Source organism: Shewanella gelidii, from assembly GCF_014647855.1.
Classification (GTDB): Bacteria; Pseudomonadota; Gammaproteobacteria; order Enterobacterales; family Shewanellaceae; genus Shewanella; species Shewanella gelidii.
Window position 1 is genome coordinate 482,326 of record NZ_BMPZ01000003.1, and the last position, 17,768, is coordinate 500,093.

A 17,768-nucleotide genomic window follows, 5' to 3' on the forward strand; every position below is an offset into this window, starting at 1 on the left:
GATTCCCTTTTACGCAAATAGTGGGCTGTTTTTGTCAACGTCGATACCGTACTCTTCGATCGCTTTTGACAAGACTTCAACAGGTAGCTCTTCACGCTCAACGAGCGACTTCAATGCTGCAACCACGATAAACTTGGCATCCACTTCAAAGTGGTGACGTAAGTTGTCGCGGCTATCAGAGCGACCAAAACCATCGGTCCCCAACACCTTGTAATCCGTTGGTATGAACGCGCGGATTTGGTCTGCATATAGTTTCATGTAATCGGTTGCGGCAATTACTGGTGCATCATCAGCGAGCACTTCAGTCACATAAGCAGTCTTCGGTGTTTCAGTCGGATGCAGCATGTTCCAACGCTCCGCTTCTTGACCGTCACGGGTCAACTCATTGAAGCTGGTCACGCTATAAACATCAGCGCTAACACCAAAGTCTTTCGCAAGGGCTTGCGCCGCTTTACGGACTTGCTCAAGAATGGTACCACTACCGAGTAGCTGTACTTTGCCTGTACCAGAACCTGCAGCACTTTCAAACTTATAAATACCTTTAACAATACCCTCTTCAACACCTTCCGGCATTGCAGGTTGTTCATAGGTTTCATTCATCGCTGTTAGATAGTAGAAGACATCTTCTTGATCTTCGCCATACATACGGCGCACACCGTCTTGCACAATCACCGCGATCTCGTAACCATAAGTTGGGTCATAACTAATACAGTTCGGAATCGTGTTCGCAAGGATCAAGCTATGGCCATCTTGGTGCTGTAGACCTTCACCATTTAGCGTCGTTCGACCAGCCGTTCCACCCACCATAAAGCCACGAGCTCGCATATCGCCAGCAGCCCATGCCATGTCACCAATCCGTTGGAAACCAAACATAGAGTAGTAAATGTAGAATGGAATAGTTGGCGTATCATTCACAGAATAACTCGTTGCAGCTGCAACCCATGAAGACATCGCACCAAGCTCATTGATCCCTTCTTGAAGGACCTGTCCTGATTTATCTTCACGATAATAAGCAACTTGATCCGAATCTTGTGGTTCATATTTTTGGCCTTCGTGCGCATATATGCCCACTTGACGGAACAAACCTTCAAGACCAAAAGTACGTGCTTCATCAGGAATAATTGGCACAATACTCTTACCAATATTCTTATCTTTAATCAGTACATTGAGAACACGCCCAAATGCCATGGTTGATGAAATCTCACGACCGTTAGAGCCCTTCAGAACCGCATCAAATGCTTTTAGCTCTGGCACTTTTAGCTCTTTGGAGAACTTTTCGCGACGTGCAGGCATGCAACCATGCAATGCTTCGCGACGGCTCATCATATACTTCACTTCTTCTGAATCTGGGCCCGGATGGTAGAAAGGAATATCTTCTAGCTGCTCATCAGATACAGGGATATTGAAGCGGTCACGGAAGTAACGTAGAGATTCGACGCCCATCTTCTTGACGTTGTGCGCGATGTTCTTACCTTCACCTGCCTCACCAAGACCGTAGCCTTTCACTGTTTTAGCGAGAATCACGGTTGGACGACCTTTGGTGTTTTTCGCTCGATCAAGCGCCGCGTACATTTTGATTGGATCGTGACCACCACGATTTAGACGCCAGATGTCATCGTCAGACATATTGGCAACCATCGCAGCAGTTTCAGGGTACTTACCAAAGAAATGCTTACGTGTATAAGCGCCACCTTTGGCTTTACAGTTTTGGTATTCGCCATCAACGGTTTCTTCCATCAGCTGGAGCAGTTTACCCGTTGTATCCTGTGCAAGTAGCGCATCCCAGTAACGACCCCAAACAACTTTAACAACTTCCCAACCTGCGCCGCGGAAATCGCCTTCAAGCTCTTGGATAATTTTACCGTTACCACGAACAGGGCCATCAAGACGCTGTAGGTTACAGTTAACAATGAAGACAAGATTATCGAGCTCTTCACGAGCAGCAAGACTGATTGCACCAAGTGCTTCTGGCTCGTCACACTCACCATCACCAAGGAAACAGTATACGGTTTGCTCTGAACAATCTTTTAAGCCACGGTCAGTCAAGTATTTCAGGTAACGTGCTTGATAAATCGCTTGGATTGGACCTAGACCCATAGAAACCGTAGGGAACTGCCAGTAATCAGGCATTAACTTAGGGTGTGGGTACGAAGATAGGCCCTTGCCATCAACTTCTTGACGGAAGTTTGCCATTTGGTCTTCAGTGATACGACCTTCAAGGAAAGAACGGGCGTAAATCCCTGGAGCAATATGCCCTTGGAAGTAAACCAAATCACCGCCATCTTTTTCGTTTGGCGCACGGAAAAAGTGGTTGAAACACACGTCATAAATGGTCGCACTTGAAGAGAAGCTTGAAATATGACCGCCAAGTTCAAGATCTTTCTTTGAACCGCGAAGCACAATGGCCAACGCATTCCAGCGAATAATCGCTCGAATTCTGCGCTCCATTTCCAAATCGCCAGGCATGTGTGGCTCTTGGCCTGCTGGAATGGTGTTTAAATAGGCCGTGGTCGCGTTGTAAGGTAGGTGAGTACCATTGCGACGAGCTTTATCAATGAGCTTTTCTAGAATGTAATGCGCACGCTCAGGGCCTTCTTGTTCTAAGACGGCTTGAAGGGCATCGACCCATTCCTGAGTTTCTAATGGGTCTAAATCTTGTAGGATATCTTCAGACATGACACTGTCCTTATCTCTATACAAATTAATTAATGATTGGTACGGCTATAATCCAAATCGGTATTAAACGCCACTCTTTAAACGACGCAGGCTACGCTGCAGTCGACTGTCTTCTTCCCTTACAGACAACATCACTTCCTCGATGTAACTTAAATGTTCATTCGAGGCTTCTCTTGCTGCTTCAGGATCACGACGCACAATCGCTGCGAGTAACGCATGGCGGTGAGCATTCGCTTTTTTAGAGGCTTCTTCACGGCGGGTCAAAAGCTCTAGGTTTTGAGCAATATTTTGCTGCAATACCGGCGTCAGACTTAATACCAAATGCAGCATGGCTACATTGTGGGAAGCTTCTGCAACGGCACGGTAAAAACGTACAATTGCAGCGGCTTTGGTATCTACATCATCGGCCGCTTCCACCTCGGCGATCATCCGCTCGATATTTTGCATATCGGCATCGGTTCCCCGTAAGGCGGCAAAATAGGCCATCATGCCTTCAGTCGCATGACGAAACTCCAATAAGTCATATTGACTTTCAGAGTCACTATTCATTAGTTCAACAATCGGATCGGCAAGGGTTTGCCAAAGTTGTTCTTTTACATAAGTGCCACCACCTTGGCGGCGCATTAGTAGACCTTTCGCTTCAAGCTTTTGGATCGCTTCACGTAAAGAGGGGCGCGAGACTTCAAATTGAATTGCTAATTCGCGCTCTGGTGGGAGCTTTTGTCCTGGCTGCAAACTCCCTTCAAGGATCATTTGCTCAAGCTGCGCCATGATGACATCAGAAATTTTTGGTTGGTTGATTTTGCTATAAGCCATGTGGCCCCCAGCTCCGTTGTCAATTGGTCTTACCAATTATGAAAGTGAAGGCACTTTATCAAATCACACTTTTAATGTCTAGCTTGTGATCTAAGTCATTGCACGGCACGCAATTGAGCATAGCGGAAAATAGCTGTAAAGGGGTCAGACCAATTAACAAAAGTTAATAGCCTGCATACAAAATCAACAACCTCTAACTTACTACTCCAAAAATTGTGAGTAAAGACAGGGACGTAACAAGTAACATGAAATTTCTTTTACTTAACTGCAAAAGTGCTAATGTTGGCCGCAAACAAACTGGCGCAGAAGAAACCTCAGGTAAATCCTCCGCAGAAACGGCTACATCAATCACCAACTCGCGCGCTGGCAGCGTGACCGACAGCACCTTTTTACGCCATACCGTCAATGCTGGGGCAAACTCACCGCTCAAAACATAGCCAAATGAGACTATTCGGCTCGGGATCCAATCTAAGATATGCAAAACAGATTTAACCAATGGCAGTTCAATTTCTTTTCTTTGGGCATATTCGGCATAAAAACGCACCGTACAGTAAAACACAATTCCTACAGGGCCTAACGCCATCAAGTACAGGGCAACAGCCCCATAAAACCGATAATTAATCCACGCCGCACTTTTACCGGCTAACTCCCCTAGCTCGTCTTCTGAAGTCGAATCAATACAGATCGAGCTATCTAATTCATTCGCAAAATGATAGCAAGCTTGCACATCACCTCGACACGCCGCCTGTATATATGCTTTAAACGCTTGCCGCTGTTGCTGATGACAAAAACAAAGGATTGCGGTGAACAGCCACACAAAAAGAGTTACCCCTCCCCATAGCCAACCCTCAATGACCCACAATAAAACGACCGCACCGACAGTAGGCAGCGACATCGCAATTAGCATCATCAAACCAGACTGTAATTGTTTATCACCGAACAACAAAGGGTGGTAGTGAGACATCAAGCTATCGAACTGCCAACTTTGTGGCAGCAATTTTAATCGCTCGACCAAAATGGCAATTAATAGAGAAAACAGCGCCATGACATCCTCACTTTTTGTTTAAACGGTCACTTAAGCCAATGACTTTAGATACCGAGGCCAATCAAAACTCAGGCCCGGATCGGTTTTTCTACCCGGTGCAATATCACTGTGTCCGACAATTCGGTTGCTATCGAGCATAGGATATTGTTCTAACAAGGCAAGCGTTAATCTTTGGAGTTGTGAATACTGTTGACATGTATAGTCAATATCATCGGCTCCCTCAAGTTCAATCCCGATAGAGAAGTCATTGCACTGCTGACGCCCCTGAAATTCAGAAACGCCCGCGTGCCAGGCTCGATCATCACAACTCACATACTGAGTCACTTGACCATCACGACGGATCAAAAAATGCGCGGAGACCTCTAGCCCCACAAGTTCCTGAAAACTGGGGTGCGCATCCGCATCAATGCAGCCCTTAAAAAGAGCATCAATATGCTCGCCACCAAAACAACCAGCAGGCAAGCTAATATTGTGGATCACCAACAAGCTCACTTCAGCATTAGGCCGGTCATTTTTATGCGGCGAAGGCTCGTGTCGACACGGCCTAAGCCAACCTTGGTCAAATTCAAATTTCAATACTGACCTCTACATACTCAATTCAGGAATAGTCCTGTTTACGCGAATTCAAGGCGGTGTTTTCTGCCCAGTAAAATAAGTGGCAGATTTCAAGACCACGTAAGCCTGCAATTTCAACGAAGAAAAACCTTCGCCAGATGATTACATCGGCCATTAACGCTAAATCACTTCAAATATCAACCTTGAAGCAGTTACAATAATGGATACTATTATCCAAATACTCAATCTTTATCACGACGTTCAATGAATCTGCCAAGATCCATTGAATCGGATTCGCACGTGGGGTTTGGAAATCACCGTTTTAGCCGTGTTTGACTCGGGTGCAAGGAAACAAATATGTTAGAAAATGATATTCGTCTGATGGTGAAAGTGGCTCTCGATGAAGATTTAGGCCACTTAGATGCAATCTCGGGTGACATCACAGCCCAGCTCATTGAGCAAGACAAATATGCAGAAGCAAGTTTAATTACCCGAGAAGAAGGCGTCTTCTGCGGTAAAGCTTGGGCGGAGCAGGTTTTTAACCAACTCGGTGGAGAAGTTGCACTGCATTGGCACGTGGATGATGGTGACCTTGTGGTGCCAAACCAAGTCCTCTGTGAGCTCTCTGGCCCTGCGCGCACGATCTTAACTGGTGAGCGCACCGCAATGAACTTTATTCAAATGCTCAGTGGCGTCGCCTCCTTGACCAAGCTGTATGTCGATCGCTTAGCTGGCACCCATACCAAACTGCTTGATACCCGTAAGACGATTCCGGGGCTACGCACTGCGCAAAAGTATGCCGTCACCTGTGGCGGCGGTAAAAACCATCGCATTGGCCTTTTTGATGCGTTTTTAATTAAAGAAAACCACATCATGGCTTGCGGCAGCATTGAACAAGCTGTGGCAAAAGCCAATCAATTGCACGCAGACAAACCAGTTGAAGTTGAAGTCGAGTCACTTAAAGAGCTAACACTCGCGCTCGATGCCGGTGCTGACATTATTATGCTGGATAACTTTGATATCACCATGATGGTTGATGCAGTGGAGCTTAACCATCAATATCAAGCCGCAAATAAAGGCGCGAAATTAGAAGTTTCAGGCAATGTAACGCTAGATACCTTAGCCGAATATGCGAAAACGGGGGTTGACTACATTTCCGTTGGCGCTTTAACCAAACACATTCGAGCACTGGACTTATCATTACGAATGAAGCGTTAGTTCGTCACCGAAAGCTGTATTTGTTGAAATATACAAAGCCAGGGTTGCATGGTCAGCCCTGGCTTTTTCAATTGCACCTATTGGAGCCATCAGCTATCGACTAGAGCCATCAGCTATCGATTCGAGTCAATAGACAACCTCGCGGATAAAAACTAAGTGTCAGTAAATGAACTTGCCAATGAGGTTTTCGCGGCGCTCACCTGCTGTTTAATCGCCATCACTCGGATTTCCTTCAATACACTCGTCATGACTTTGGTCAGCGCAAATGCCAACATCAGCATAGGTATGACAAAGTGATGTTCACTAAATGTTACTGCGGCGTAGGCAAACAACATGAACACAAGCAAAACATCCCTGATTTGCCGATATTGGTAAACCCATTGATTCTTAGCATAATCGAATTTAATATCCAAATGCCCGAGAACCCATGGGAAATTGACTCGTATATGTCGCTGGTTAACTTCAAAATCTTCACCAAGATGGTGTAATGCTCGAATAATATGTTACATAACTTTATTTACTTATCAATGCCATACAGCTAAAGGTAAGTCGCATAGCACTATATCAACAGGGTGAATTGACAGCAAGTTCTCAGTATATGACGTTAACTCCGCTTGAGTGTTCGCCTCGGCTAACATGCAATGCGTTACCTTAACTCAAACACCGAAAATACTTCATTCTGGTCCACAAGAGTCACTCGATTGCGTCCCTGATGCTTGCTTTCATAGAGCGCTTTATCTGCAAGTTGTATCAGGTATTGCGGCTGACGCTCAGCATCAGGAATCAGAGCCACAACACCCGAACTCAGCGTCACGACTTGTTGTGGTGATTGATCTTCTATCCTTTTTTCCAAAATATGTTGTCGAATACGTTCCGCGATTTGACCTCCACTTTTGAGGCTGGTATTTGGCAGAATGATAATAAACTCTTCGCCACCATAGCGTGCACATATATCACTTGGGCGTAAGCAAAACTGCTGCAGACTCTTAGCGACTTCTTGAATACATACATCGCCTTGCTGGTGACCGTAGTGATCATTGAAATCTTTAAAATGATCAATATCGCACATAATCAAACACAAAGGTTGCTGCTCTCTTTTTGCCCGCAGCCATTCTGTCGCTAACGCCCCATCAAAATATGCACGGTTAAATAACCCTGTAAGGCCATCAATTCGATTTTGCTGCTCTAACTGTTGATTCGCTTTCTCCAACGCCAATGTACGCTCTCGAACTTGTTGCTCCAATCGCTGAGTAGCTTTCTGTTCATTGGTTAAAATTTGCTGCTGATACGCTAATGTTTCTGACTGCAGCAGTTTGATTCGGTATGCGAGTGCAAAAGAAAGTACGCTGAGTTCAACCAGCGATCCTGCTAGGTAGCCATAGCGACTAATCATGCCATAGGGAATAAACCCAATATTAACCCCAGCAATTAAAAACACGCCCAAAATGTACCAGCTAACCCCAAACACATAAATTCCGGAAAACTGTAGTCGCTGCTTATAACAATAGATCCCCACGGCTAATAGCAAGGAAGTACTCGGAACACCGAGCACGATAAGCCAGTAGTAATGATGAATATCTATCGCAATTGCCACGGCTGCAGCAAAGAACAACCCCACAAGCACTTGCAGCATTAAATCGGCAACCGGCACATTCTTTTTCGTTTTCAGTAATTCTCGTGTAAACAGCGTGAAAAAACCTAAAGCCAAGGCTGGCGAAGTATTCAGCATATATCTAAACGACTCGCTAGAGTGCACATGTAAGTCGAAGCCACTATAAATAAATGCAAAAACAAGAAAGCTCAAACCATGTAATACATAAAATGCATACAACTTTTCCCGCAACGATAGAAACAGACACATGTTGTATAGGATCAGAGATAATGCCGCACCAAAATAGAAAAAGTAGCCCGCGGTGTAGCGCTTTTCACTCGAGAGAAATGCCTCCGCCTGTTCAATCACTATCCCCATCGTTAACAAGTAGTAGTCCGAGTACATTTGTAAATACACGGTTCTCGTTTCATACGGTGCTAAATCAATTACAAAGCTCGGCAAACGACTTCTGAGCGAGCGATTCTCTAAAGGTTGCGAAAGGCCACTTTGCTCGGAATGCCAAGTCCCCTCCCTTTTATAGAATATATTTGCTTGGCTCATATACGCTTCGTCAAAACGCACGAATCGCTTTAAGTTAACAGGGGTGTCATTGACCAAGTTAATTGCAAACCAATGGTTCACGTCTGCTTTGGGAACAATAAAACGAGATGCAATGAGCCCCCAATTGGCTTGATCACTCGCAACGTCGTGAATACCGAGCTGTTTACTTGGATCTTTCAGATAAGCCAACGTGAAGTCTTTAAGCTGGTAATTTTTCGCGGCAACAAGATAGGTCGGGATCACTCTTGTTTGCTGGTTGGCATGAAGTTCGAAACTCAGCAAACAGAGAAAACCAACCCAAAGAATAAGTAGTTGTTTCCGCACCATCAATGCGCTCCCTGGCGTGAAGCCGGACCTGAATAGCGAGACTTTTAAATGCATGCCGTGTTGATTAACGTCAACATCAACACCACATACAGCACGTCGTACGAATGTGCTGTTCAGTATATGCGCCGACTTAAGATTCAACAAGTTATATGCATTATTTCAACAGCGCCGCGTGAAGCTGCGAATCACGATAAGCATTGAAAGTACTAGGGAAGTTTTGGCTAGACCGAAATGAAAAGAAGCTGCACATCGACAGCTCCTTAAAAAACAAATAACAATCAGGTGAGCAACCAACTAAATCACATAATCAATCGACAAGGTAATAAAGAGTACCAATCCAGCCCAGTTATTGTTTAAAAAGGCCTGAAAACATGGCGCGCGCTCTCGCCCAGAGATCAGCATTTGTTGATATAAAATAAAGCCTAAAAACGCAATGATGCCAAAGGCGTAGAGCATCCCTCGCTCTGCGACTAAGCCCGCAATAACAAAGCACATCAGTGCTGCAAATTGAAACAAAGCGATCATATGACGGTCGTATCGGCCAAACAAAATAGCGGTCGACTTAATGCCGATTTTGAGGTCATCTTCGCGATCAACCATGGCATACATGGTGTCGTAAGCAACCGTCCAGAACCAATTTGCAGCAAACAGCCACCAAGCTTCTGCCGGGACAGTTCCTGTTTGTGCTGCATATGCCATCGGAATCGACCAGCTCCAAACGATCCCCAAAAACATCTGAGGCATATTGGTAAAGCGCTTGGTAAACGGATAAATAACGGTGAGCGCAATCCCCACAAATGACAACTGAACCACGAGTGGGTTCAACATCAAAACTAGCCCAAAAGCAAACAGCCCCATGACCACAAATAAGGCTAATGCCTCTTTAGAGGATATTTCTCCTGCCGCTAAAGGCCTAGATTTCGTGCGCTCAACATGCGCATCTAAATTGCGATCGGCATAGTCGTTGATAACACAGCCACATGCACGCATCACCACCACACCAATGACGAAAATAACAAGGACTTTGATGTCAGGCATGCCACCAGCGGCAAGAACCAGTGCCATCATACAGGGCCACAAGAGTAGCAAAGTCCCAATCGGACGGTCTAAGCGAGTGAGACGTTTGTAAACGTCTATTTTTTCCTTCAAATTCACTATATTAGCTGCTCCTGAACCCGGTAAATCCTATCCATCTTTCAGCATTATGACTGAGGTCTAAAACTATTCAAGTTTAATCTTGCGCAAGCTCACAATTGATTTTAAACCGACTGTAATCGCGCATAGGTCACAACCAACCATTTACTTCCGAAATCATCAAAATTTACTTGAACTCTTGCCTGTGCACCGGCACCTTCATGGTTAGTAACCACACCTTCGCCAAACTTCGGGTGTTTCACTCTTTGCCTAACTTGAAAGCCCGTTTGATTGATACTGGCTGCAGAAGGTTGGCTGGCAAAACCACGAGAAAAACTCGGTGTAGTCACCTTTGCCTTCATGCGAATTTCATCTACATACTGTTCGGGAATTTCTTTAATAAACCGAGATGGACGTGCATAGTCTTCACGGCCATAAATACGCCGAGACTCAGCATAGGTAATATATAGTTTCTCCATCGCACGCGTCATACCCACATAGCACAATCGACGTTCTTCATCGAGCCGATCGCCTTCTTCCAGTGCCATTTTACTTGGGAAAATCCCTTCTTCGACGCCAGCCATAAAGACCATAGGAAACTCAAGTCCTTTTGCGGAATGTAAGGTCATGAGTTGCACCGCATCAGTAAACGCATCTGCTTGACCTTCTCCAGCTTCTAGCGCCGCATGGGACAAGAAGGCATTCAACTCGCCCATATCTTCTAGCTCTTCGGGGATTTCGAAACTGCGTGCTGCGGTAACGAGTTCTTCCAAGTTCTCAATTCGCGCTTGTGCCTTCTCTCCTTTTTCCGCTTCATACATCGCCTTTAAACCGGATTGAACAATGACTTGATCTGTCATGCGGTACAAAAGTTGGGACTCTGTGTCTTCTCGCATTCCCACAATCAAATCCATAAAACCACGCACTGCGTTCGCGGCTCGGCCACTCAGTACTTTCTCTTCCAGTAACCGCAAACACGCTTGCCATAACGTCATCTCTTGCTGCTTTGCTGTACTGCGTAATATTTCCAGCGTGCGACCGCCAATGCCACGAGCCGGCGTATTCACAATACGCTCAAACGCTGCGTCATCATCTCGATTCGCAATCAACCTCATGTACGCCATTGCATCTTTAATCTCTTGACGTTCGAAAAAGCGAAGGCCGCCATAAATCCGATAAGCCAAACCTTTATGCAACAACGCCTCTTCCAGTACTCGCGATTGTGCATTAGAGCGATACAGAATGGCGCAATCACTGAGACTTCCGCCCTTGTCATGCCACTCGTTAATTCGCCCCACAATAAACCGTGCTTCGTCCATTTCGTTAAAGGCACAATACACGGCAATGGGTTCACCATCTTTGTCATCGGTCCAAAGATCTTTACCCATGCGTCCGCTATTATTGGCGATTAAATCATTAGATGCTTTGAGAATATTGCCTGTCGAACGATAGTTTTGTTCTAATCGAACCGTGGTTGATCCCGGGAAATCTTTTAAGAAGCGGTGCAGGTTTTCTACTTGAGCACCACGCCAACCATAGATAGACTGATCATCATCACCGACAATCATCACGTTTGCGCTTTGACCCGCAAGCACTCTAATCCACGCATATTGTATTGCGTTGGTATCTTGAAACTCATCAACCAGTATGTGCTTGAAACGGTCTTGATAATGCTCCAGAACATGGGGTTTATTGAGCCAAAGTTCATGGGCACGCAGTAGGATTTCGGCAAAATCAACCAGGCCTGCGCGATCGCAGGCATCTTGGTAAACCTGGTAAATTTGCCTGAGGGTTTGCTCAATCGGGAACCCATGACTCTCTATGTGCTTCGGACGTAACCCTTGATCTTTTTTGCCATTGATATAAGCCTGTGCTTGTTTCGGTGGATATTGCTTATCATCCAAATTGAGGCTTTTTAGAATGCGTTTAATCAGCCGCAATTGATCATCGGAGTCAATAATCTGGAAATTTTGCGGCAAATTTGCGTCTTGGTAATGGGTACGAAGCAACCGGTGGGCTAAGCCATGAAAAGTACCAATCCACATGCGCCCCATATTGCTACCCACGACTTTTTCAACTCGCTCTCGCATTTCAGCTGCGGCTTTATTGGTAAACGTCACGGCTAAAATAGAATAAGGACTTTGTTGTTCGACCTGCATTAGCCACGCAATTCGATGGGTGAGAACTCGGGTTTTGCCACTACCGGCTCCCGCAAGCACTAACATACTCGATTGCGGCGCACCAACGGCTTCTCGTTGCTTGTCATTTAAGCCATCTAATAAAGTCGATACGTCCATTCTTGCCTCCAAAAAAATCGAGCAGGCAGTATAGCAAAAAGGCGTCCAAGAAAGGCGAGTAAATTAGTAGGCAAGCATGAAAATGCCGGAGCTTAAGAACTCCGGCAAACCACGAATCTAAATCGATGTAATGTGTTGAGGAACAGGTCGGTTAATAGACTCTTTTTAAACGATTCCATTCAGCCCAAAGCACCCCAACAATGAGGCCAACAAGGCTCAATCCAAAAATGAGATGATGACTAATATCTTCAAGCACAACCCCTAACGCGGTACCAACAAGCGCACCCATAATCACAGGGGATACTGCTAGTTTTAACCAGATTGCCAAACCTACTAATAAAGTTACTCGCTTGATCATAATACTCACCTCTCGTTCCCATGCTTGTCACAAGCAAAGGATATTAACAATTCATTTTCAACCTCAGCTTTGAAAGGATGTAAGCTAAACAACTCCTTTTTTTGAATCTACAATTCAATATAAGTCAGTCAGTTACACCCTGATTTAGTCATCTCTTAATTTAAAGGAATAACTAATGTGATTTCAGGCTAGACCTATTCGAGAAGCCTGTAAATCGTCCAGATCCGATTAATTAGATTATTTGCACGCTCTAGATCTCAATTTTTTCCATGCAAAAACACTAATGTTTTGCGGTTTTTATAAAACGTTCAAAAAACAGCCATTAACTTCACATTCAAGCAATTTTGCTTTGACCTGATCACAAAACACGCCAACGCAAAGTGATCGTGATCGTTTTAAAAATCAAGAATTAACAAAGAAATTAGTGTGACCATGCTCAACAACATGCGATGTCATTTGGCATAGCTTTCACCTAAAGATCCGGATTCTTAGAAAACACCACGGTATTTTTACACGGGTTTCACTCTTTTTTTATCCGGCAGGGAATAAAAACGAATTCAAAATATTGTGCTCTCCATGAAACAGTGGCGCTAAGCCAAAAAAATAGCCCTCGTAAGGAGGGCCTATTTTATAACTAGATTTTTAAACGTATTGGGTCACAACAAGCTATTTTTTCTCCTGCAGCCCAATACTATCCATCCAATGATCAAAGTCGACCATATTTCCAGGTAATACAACCTTTGAACCTTCAGCCAAACCGTCTAGCTGTTTTAGATATTGCTCACCAAGCTGCAACCGAACTACATTTTCACCGCCCGGTTTAGCAATCACCTCTGCGATGCGCTCGATGGACTCCGCGGTAGCCTTCGCAATAGTCAGGATCTCTTCCGCTTTACCTTCAGCTTCATTAATGCGCCGCTGCATTTCACCTTGAGAGAGGTTAATCATCTCTGTTTTATAACCTTCAGAGCGATTAATTTTACTTTGCTTGTCCCCTTCACTCTTGGCGAGTAATGCGCGGCGTTCGCGCTCTGCGTTGACCTGCATTTCCATGGCATTTTTCACCGTTTCCGGTGGTGTGATGTTCTTAATCTCATAACGGTGGACGCGAATCCCCCAAGTGAGACCGGCTTGATCCAGAACTTCAACCACTTTCGCGCTTATCAAATCTCGCTCTTCGAACGTGCGATCTAAATCCAGCGTTCCAATTACTGAACGCGTTGTCGTTTGCGCTAATTGAATGGCCGCGTAACGATAATCTGTCACACCATAACTGGCCTTGACTGGATCAACGACTGAGATATAGATAACGCCATCCACCTCGACATTGACTTCGTCACTGGAAAAACATTCTTGTGGCGGTACATCAATGGTCTCTTCTTTAAGATCATGGATATATGCAACTTTATCGATAAAGGGGATAAGCGCATGAAACCCAGCATCCAGCGTTGATTTATACTTTCCTAGACGCTCAACAATGTAGGCAGATTTGGTTGGTACCAAGCGAATGGACTGAAACAGCTTGATGATAAAAATGGCAAAGATAATTCCCCAAATTGCCATGACGATAAGATCTAATGAAATAACGACGCCTGCGATACTAATCATGCGCGACCTCCTTGTGGTGCTTTCACTGCACTTGTAACCTGCTCCATCCCTTCAAAGAAGCCTTCGAGCTTAGCCATTTCAGCTGGCACAACCGAAACATCCGAATTCTCAAGGATGCCACCAACTTGCTTAATGAACTGCTCTTTCAGCTGCATGTTCATTGCCGCATGCCCCCCTTCTTTTGACAGCGCGCCAGAAACAAGCAGCATGCCTTCTGCTTTTGCTCGGGCAATAATAGCAATTTCCTGTGCGGTACCCTGCGCTTCATTAATCCGTTTCCGCTTTTCACCTTCAGAGAGGTTAATCGCTTCTTGACGCTCACCTTCCGACATATTAATCATGGCGGCTTTCTCGGCATTGGCTAAGGTAATTTCAGCTCGCTTACTACGCTCAGCTTCCATCTGCTTTTCAAGCGTATGAATCACGTGACGTGAAGGCGTAATGTTCTTAATTTCATAACGCAGCACTTTAATTCCCCAAGGATCAGAGGCTTTGTCGATTTCACGCACAATCGATTCATTGAGGCTATCACGCTCAGAAAATGTCTGACTTAGGCTTAATTTACCAATTTCTGATCGCATTGTGGTTTGAGCGAGGTTCACTGCAGCTTTACGGTAATTTTCAATTCCATAACTTGCGAGACGACCATCCATGACTTTTAGATACACCAGTCCGTCCACTTCAAGCTGGGTATTATCTTTAGAGATACAGCTTTGTGGTGGTACATCTAGCACCTCTTCGCGGGTGTCATGGCGATAAGCAACACGGTCAAAAAATGGGATCAGAAAATGAAACCCTGGTTGCAACACTGTGCGAAATTTACCTAAACGCTCAATCACATTCACTTCACGCATAGGAACAATCAAAAGCAGTTTATATAAAATAAACAAGAAAATTAGAAATGCTATAGTAAATAGCAACATAGAGTCCTTCCTTAAAAAGTAGAATTAACAATCAGAAATGGGTTCAACAACCAAAGCGATATTTTCCCGACAAATCACTCTGACTTGGCTTCCAGCAACAATTTCACTGCCATCTCCAATCGCAGTCCAATCCGTCCCTTGAAACTCGATTCTGCCAGCTTGTTGCCCCGGCCCAATGGTTTGTTTAACGAGAGCGGTTTGATTGAAAAGATCGAGTTCTTCATCAGTGTTACCAACGTGCGAATCTCCGCCCACCAGCTTTTGTGTTACCTGGCGGAAACTCATCACGAGTGCAATAGAAGCAATAAACCAAAGTGTCAGCGCTTGTACCACGCCTTCTACAATATCAAGAGCAAGTGCGCCAGAAACAATAACCGCAGCTCCCCCTAATAAAATGATAATCCCACCAGGAATTACCAATTCAGCAAGCATCATCACAACACCCACAACTAACCAAATCACAATTGGATTTGAAAATGCCATATTGCCTCCTAGCATGCATGGCTAACTTGTCCCTAATATAACAGCTATTCTCGGCAATATCGACATAATATGTCATGATGTTCACCTCTACCGATTGAACTAAATTTCTACGATTCGTTCAATCAACAATCGCCAAATGGCTATTTTACCGCCGTAATTTAGACATTGCTCACATTACGTCGTCAATGCATCGCGCCTACAGCAAAAATATTACTGAACGATGATAAATACTTTGAGTCTTGCAGTGATTTTCCCTATATTGCCCCCACTTTATGTTGCTACAACGAACAATCCACACTCACCGATACTCAACAGGAAGAGTAGTTGCCGTTGAAAGTGGCATTGCCTCTGCGATGTAAGTCCCCTACAAATATTAATAATTATGCCAAATAGAAAATAATCGACTTGGCAAACTGAAAGGTAAATATGATGAAAAAGGCATGCCTAGGCTTAGCTTTATTAGTATCGCAACCAGTTTTGGCTGACGATTTGGTCCAATGGTGGGACGCTAGCGTGACTGTATTACACGGTGATGACTATGATCTTGCTCCTTCACATCGCCAAACAACGGTTACAGTTGAAACTGCTGGCGCTTGGAAATATGGCGACTGGTTCGCATTCCAAGACTTCATCACTTTTAATGGTGCTGATAGCTCTACTACTTATGGTGAAATCTCTCCACGTTTCAGCGCTGGTAAGATCTTAGGTAAAGACTTAAGTTTTGGTCCAGTGACCGACGTATCTCTAGCGCTAACTTATGAAGAAGGTGAAGGCCCAGTAGAGAGCTTCCTTTACGGTGTGGGTCTTGATCTAAAAGTTCCAGGCTTTACTTACTTCAGCCTAAACACTTACAAGCGTGATCCAATTAGCTCTGGCAACAATAGCGATGGCTGGCAGTTGACTCCGGTGTACCGTTTTGACATACCAGTTGGCGATGCCAACATTGTCATCGATGGTTACATTGATTGGGTATTCTCAGCGGACAAAGCTGGCTACGAAGAGAACATTCACTTCAATCCACAAGTCAAATACGATCTTGGTAAGTCACTTATGGGTGAAGCAAAGAGCAACAAGCTTTTTGTTGGTTTCGAGTATGACTACTGGAAAAACAAGTACGGCGTGAAAAACGTTGACCAAAGCACATACTCTATCATTGCTCAATACCACTTCTAAAATGGGTCAACAGCATATAGTGCTTTGATTTGAGCATTAAAAAAGGCGCCGTCGGCGCCTTTTTTATGCCATCACCACCCTTTAATCGAGCAGTTTTTTCGCAGCAGCAACCACAATAGATACTGCACTAGTTTCTGTTTGCTTCATTGTTGCTTCATCTGGGATCTCTTGCTGAGTACGATTAACGATCACCCCTGCAACACATGCTGCGCGCCAACCTTGAGTGGCACACATTGCAAATAGCGTTGCAGACTCCATTTCGTAGTTCAATACCCCCATATCTTGCCACTCTTTCATCGAACCCACAAAGCGGCTGGTGATACGCCCAGAAACGGTATCGTAACGTTCTTGACCAGGATAGAAAGTGTCTGAAGATGCTGTAATTCCCACATGAGGCTCCACACCAGCATCACGACAAGCTGCAACCATCGCTGTGGTACATTCAAAGTTAGAAGCCGCAGGGAATTCAAGTGGAGCAAAGTGCAAACTGGCACCATCAAGACGAACTGACGCTTGTGTTACAATCACATCACCCACATTCACATGTGGTTGGATTGCACCAGTGGTACCGACGCGAAGAAATGTTGATACACCAAGCTGTGCAAGCTCTTCCACTGCAATAGAAGTAGATGGGCCACCAATACCTGTTGAACATACCACAACGGACTTGCCATCAATTTCGGCTAAGTAAGTCGTGTATTCACGGTGGCTAGCAAGAAAAGTTGCATTATCCATCAACTCAGCAATTTTTTTAACGCGCTCAGGATCGCCAGGTACAATCGCTAACGTCGCGCCTTTAAGCATCTCTTTGGTCAGGCCCAAGTGAAATACATCAGACATTGTGAAAACCCCTTTCAATTTTTGTAATTAAATTCTAATAAATGCGACTTTAACCTAGAAAGGCACAAGATAAGGTTAGCTAGATCACATTTTGATTCACTTTTATCCAGCCAGAGCTGTAATGTAGTTACCAAAATTCCTCTGTCATTGCATAATTATTGTT

At 44.7% G+C, this 17,768-nt stretch carries 15 protein-coding genes; 2 read left to right on the plus strand and 13 right to left on the minus strand.

The features are described 5' to 3' along the window. Positions 1-9: 9 nt before the first annotated feature. The 4 genes from aceE to ampD form a co-directional block, all read right to left on the minus strand. Positions 10-2,676, minus strand: coding sequence for a pyruvate dehydrogenase (acetyl-transferring), homodimeric type (aceE, locus tag IEY18_RS09055; RefSeq protein WP_188919944.1), 2,667 nt, complete (start codon positions 2,674-2,676; stop codon positions 10-12). 63 nt (positions 2,677-2,739) lie between these two features. After that, on the minus strand, positions 2,740-3,492 hold the full coding sequence (gene pdhR, locus IEY18_RS09060; RefSeq protein WP_188919945.1) for a pyruvate dehydrogenase complex transcriptional repressor PdhR: 753 nt from the start codon (positions 3,490-3,492) through the stop codon (positions 2,740-2,742). Positions 3,493-3,685: 193 nt separating this feature from the next. Continuing rightward, positions 3,686-4,537: a beta-lactamase regulator AmpE gene (gene ampE / locus IEY18_RS09065; protein WP_188919947.1), complete on the minus strand. Its 852-nt coding sequence runs from the start codon at positions 4,535-4,537 to the stop codon at positions 3,686-3,688. A gap of 30 nt (positions 4,538-4,567) precedes the next feature. After that, positions 4,568-5,113, minus strand: a complete 546-nt coding sequence (ampD, locus tag IEY18_RS09070) for a 1,6-anhydro-N-acetylmuramyl-L-alanine amidase AmpD (RefSeq protein WP_188919948.1) — start codon at positions 5,111-5,113, stop codon at positions 4,568-4,570. Between the two features lie 336 nt (positions 5,114-5,449). Between ampD and nadC the strand changes: the two genes are divergently transcribed. Then, on the plus strand, positions 5,450-6,310 hold the full coding sequence (gene nadC / locus IEY18_RS09075; protein ID WP_188919950.1) for a carboxylating nicotinate-nucleotide diphosphorylase: 861 nt from the start codon (positions 5,450-5,452) through the stop codon (positions 6,308-6,310). 152 nt (positions 6,311-6,462) lie between these two features. Here nadC and IEY18_RS09080 read toward each other — a convergent pair whose 3' ends face one another. The 8 genes from IEY18_RS09080 to IEY18_RS09115 form a co-directional block, all read right to left on the minus strand. Further along, on the minus strand, positions 6,463-6,723 hold the full coding sequence (locus IEY18_RS09080; RefSeq protein WP_188919951.1) for a hypothetical protein: 261 nt from the start codon (positions 6,721-6,723) through the stop codon (positions 6,463-6,465). A gap of 233 nt (positions 6,724-6,956) precedes the next feature. Continuing rightward, positions 6,957-8,789, minus strand: coding sequence for a sensor domain-containing diguanylate cyclase (locus IEY18_RS09085; RefSeq protein ID WP_188919953.1), 1,833 nt, complete (start codon positions 8,787-8,789; stop codon positions 6,957-6,959). A gap of 294 nt (positions 8,790-9,083) precedes the next feature. Next, on the minus strand, positions 9,084-9,944 hold the full coding sequence (gene ubiA / locus IEY18_RS09090) for a 4-hydroxybenzoate octaprenyltransferase (protein WP_188919955.1): 861 nt from the start codon (positions 9,942-9,944) through the stop codon (positions 9,084-9,086). A 104-nt stretch (positions 9,945-10,048) separates the two neighbouring features. Continuing rightward, entirely contained in the window at positions 10,049-12,220 is a 2,172-nt protein-coding gene (gene uvrD / locus IEY18_RS09095; protein ID WP_188919958.1) for a DNA helicase II, read from the minus strand. Between the two features lie 151 nt (positions 12,221-12,371). Further along, positions 12,372-12,578, minus strand: a complete 207-nt coding sequence (locus IEY18_RS09100) for a hypothetical protein (protein ID WP_188919960.1) — start codon at positions 12,576-12,578, stop codon at positions 12,372-12,374. 666 nt (positions 12,579-13,244) lie between these two features. Continuing rightward, complete coding sequence (locus IEY18_RS09105; protein WP_188919961.1) at positions 13,245-14,186, minus strand: SPFH domain-containing protein; 942 nt, start codon at positions 14,184-14,186, stop codon at positions 13,245-13,247. Next, positions 14,183-15,109 (minus strand): SPFH domain-containing protein, encoded by a 927-nt coding sequence (locus IEY18_RS09110; protein ID WP_188919963.1) that lies wholly within the window; start codon positions 15,107-15,109, stop codon positions 14,183-14,185. The genes IEY18_RS09105 and IEY18_RS09110 overlap by 4 nt, the downstream gene beginning before the upstream one ends. Positions 15,110-15,133: 24 nt before the next feature. Continuing rightward, positions 15,134-15,592, minus strand: coding sequence for an NfeD family protein (locus IEY18_RS09115; RefSeq protein WP_188919964.1), 459 nt, complete (start codon positions 15,590-15,592; stop codon positions 15,134-15,136). A 429-nt stretch (positions 15,593-16,021) separates the two neighbouring features. On the opposite strand from IEY18_RS09115, the gene IEY18_RS09120 reads away from it, so the two are divergent. Next, a complete protein-coding gene (locus IEY18_RS09120) occupies positions 16,022-16,765 on the plus strand; it encodes an outer membrane protein OmpK (protein ID WP_188920054.1) in 744 nt (247 codons plus the stop codon). 81 nt (positions 16,766-16,846) lie between these two features. Here the strand turns inward: IEY18_RS09120 and udp are convergent, their stop codons facing one another. Next, complete coding sequence (udp, locus tag IEY18_RS09125) at positions 16,847-17,605, minus strand: uridine phosphorylase (RefSeq protein ID WP_188919966.1); 759 nt, start codon at positions 17,603-17,605, stop codon at positions 16,847-16,849. Between the last annotated feature and the right edge of the window lie 163 nt (positions 17,606-17,768).

Coding starts and splice junctions, on each gene's coding strand:
- IEY18_RS09110 (WP_188919963.1), bottom strand. CDS start 15,109: ATGTTGCTATTTACTATAGCATTTCTAATTTTCTTGTTTATTTTATAT.
- udp (WP_188919966.1), bottom strand. CDS start 17,605: ATGTCTGATGTATTTCACTTGGGCCTGACCAAAGAGATGCTTAAAGGC.
- IEY18_RS09105 (WP_188919961.1), bottom strand. CDS start 14,186: ATGATTAGTATCGCAGGCGTCGTTATTTCATTAGATCTTATCGTCATG.
- IEY18_RS09120 (WP_188920054.1), top strand. CDS start 16,022: ATGAAAAAGGCATGCCTAGGCTTAGCTTTATTAGTATCGCAACCAGTT.
- IEY18_RS09115 (WP_188919964.1), bottom strand. CDS start 15,592: ATGGCATTTTCAAATCCAATTGTGATTTGGTTAGTTGTGGGTGTTGTG.
- pdhR (WP_188919945.1), bottom strand. CDS start 3,492: ATGGCTTATAGCAAAATCAACCAACCAAAAATTTCTGATGTCATCATG.
- uvrD (WP_188919958.1), bottom strand. CDS start 12,220: ATGGACGTATCGACTTTATTAGATGGCTTAAATGACAAGCAACGAGAA.
- ampE (WP_188919947.1), bottom strand. CDS start 4,537: ATGGCGCTGTTTTCTCTATTAATTGCCATTTTGGTCGAGCGATTAAAA.
- IEY18_RS09100 (WP_188919960.1), bottom strand. CDS start 12,578: ATGATCAAGCGAGTAACTTTATTAGTAGGTTTGGCAATCTGGTTAAAA.
- nadC (WP_188919950.1), top strand. CDS start 5,450: ATGTTAGAAAATGATATTCGTCTGATGGTGAAAGTGGCTCTCGATGAA.
- aceE (WP_188919944.1), bottom strand. CDS start 2,676: ATGTCTGAAGATATCCTACAAGATTTAGACCCATTAGAAACTCAGGAA.
- IEY18_RS09085 (WP_188919953.1), bottom strand. CDS start 8,789: ATGGTGCGGAAACAACTACTTATTCTTTGGGTTGGTTTTCTCTGTTTG.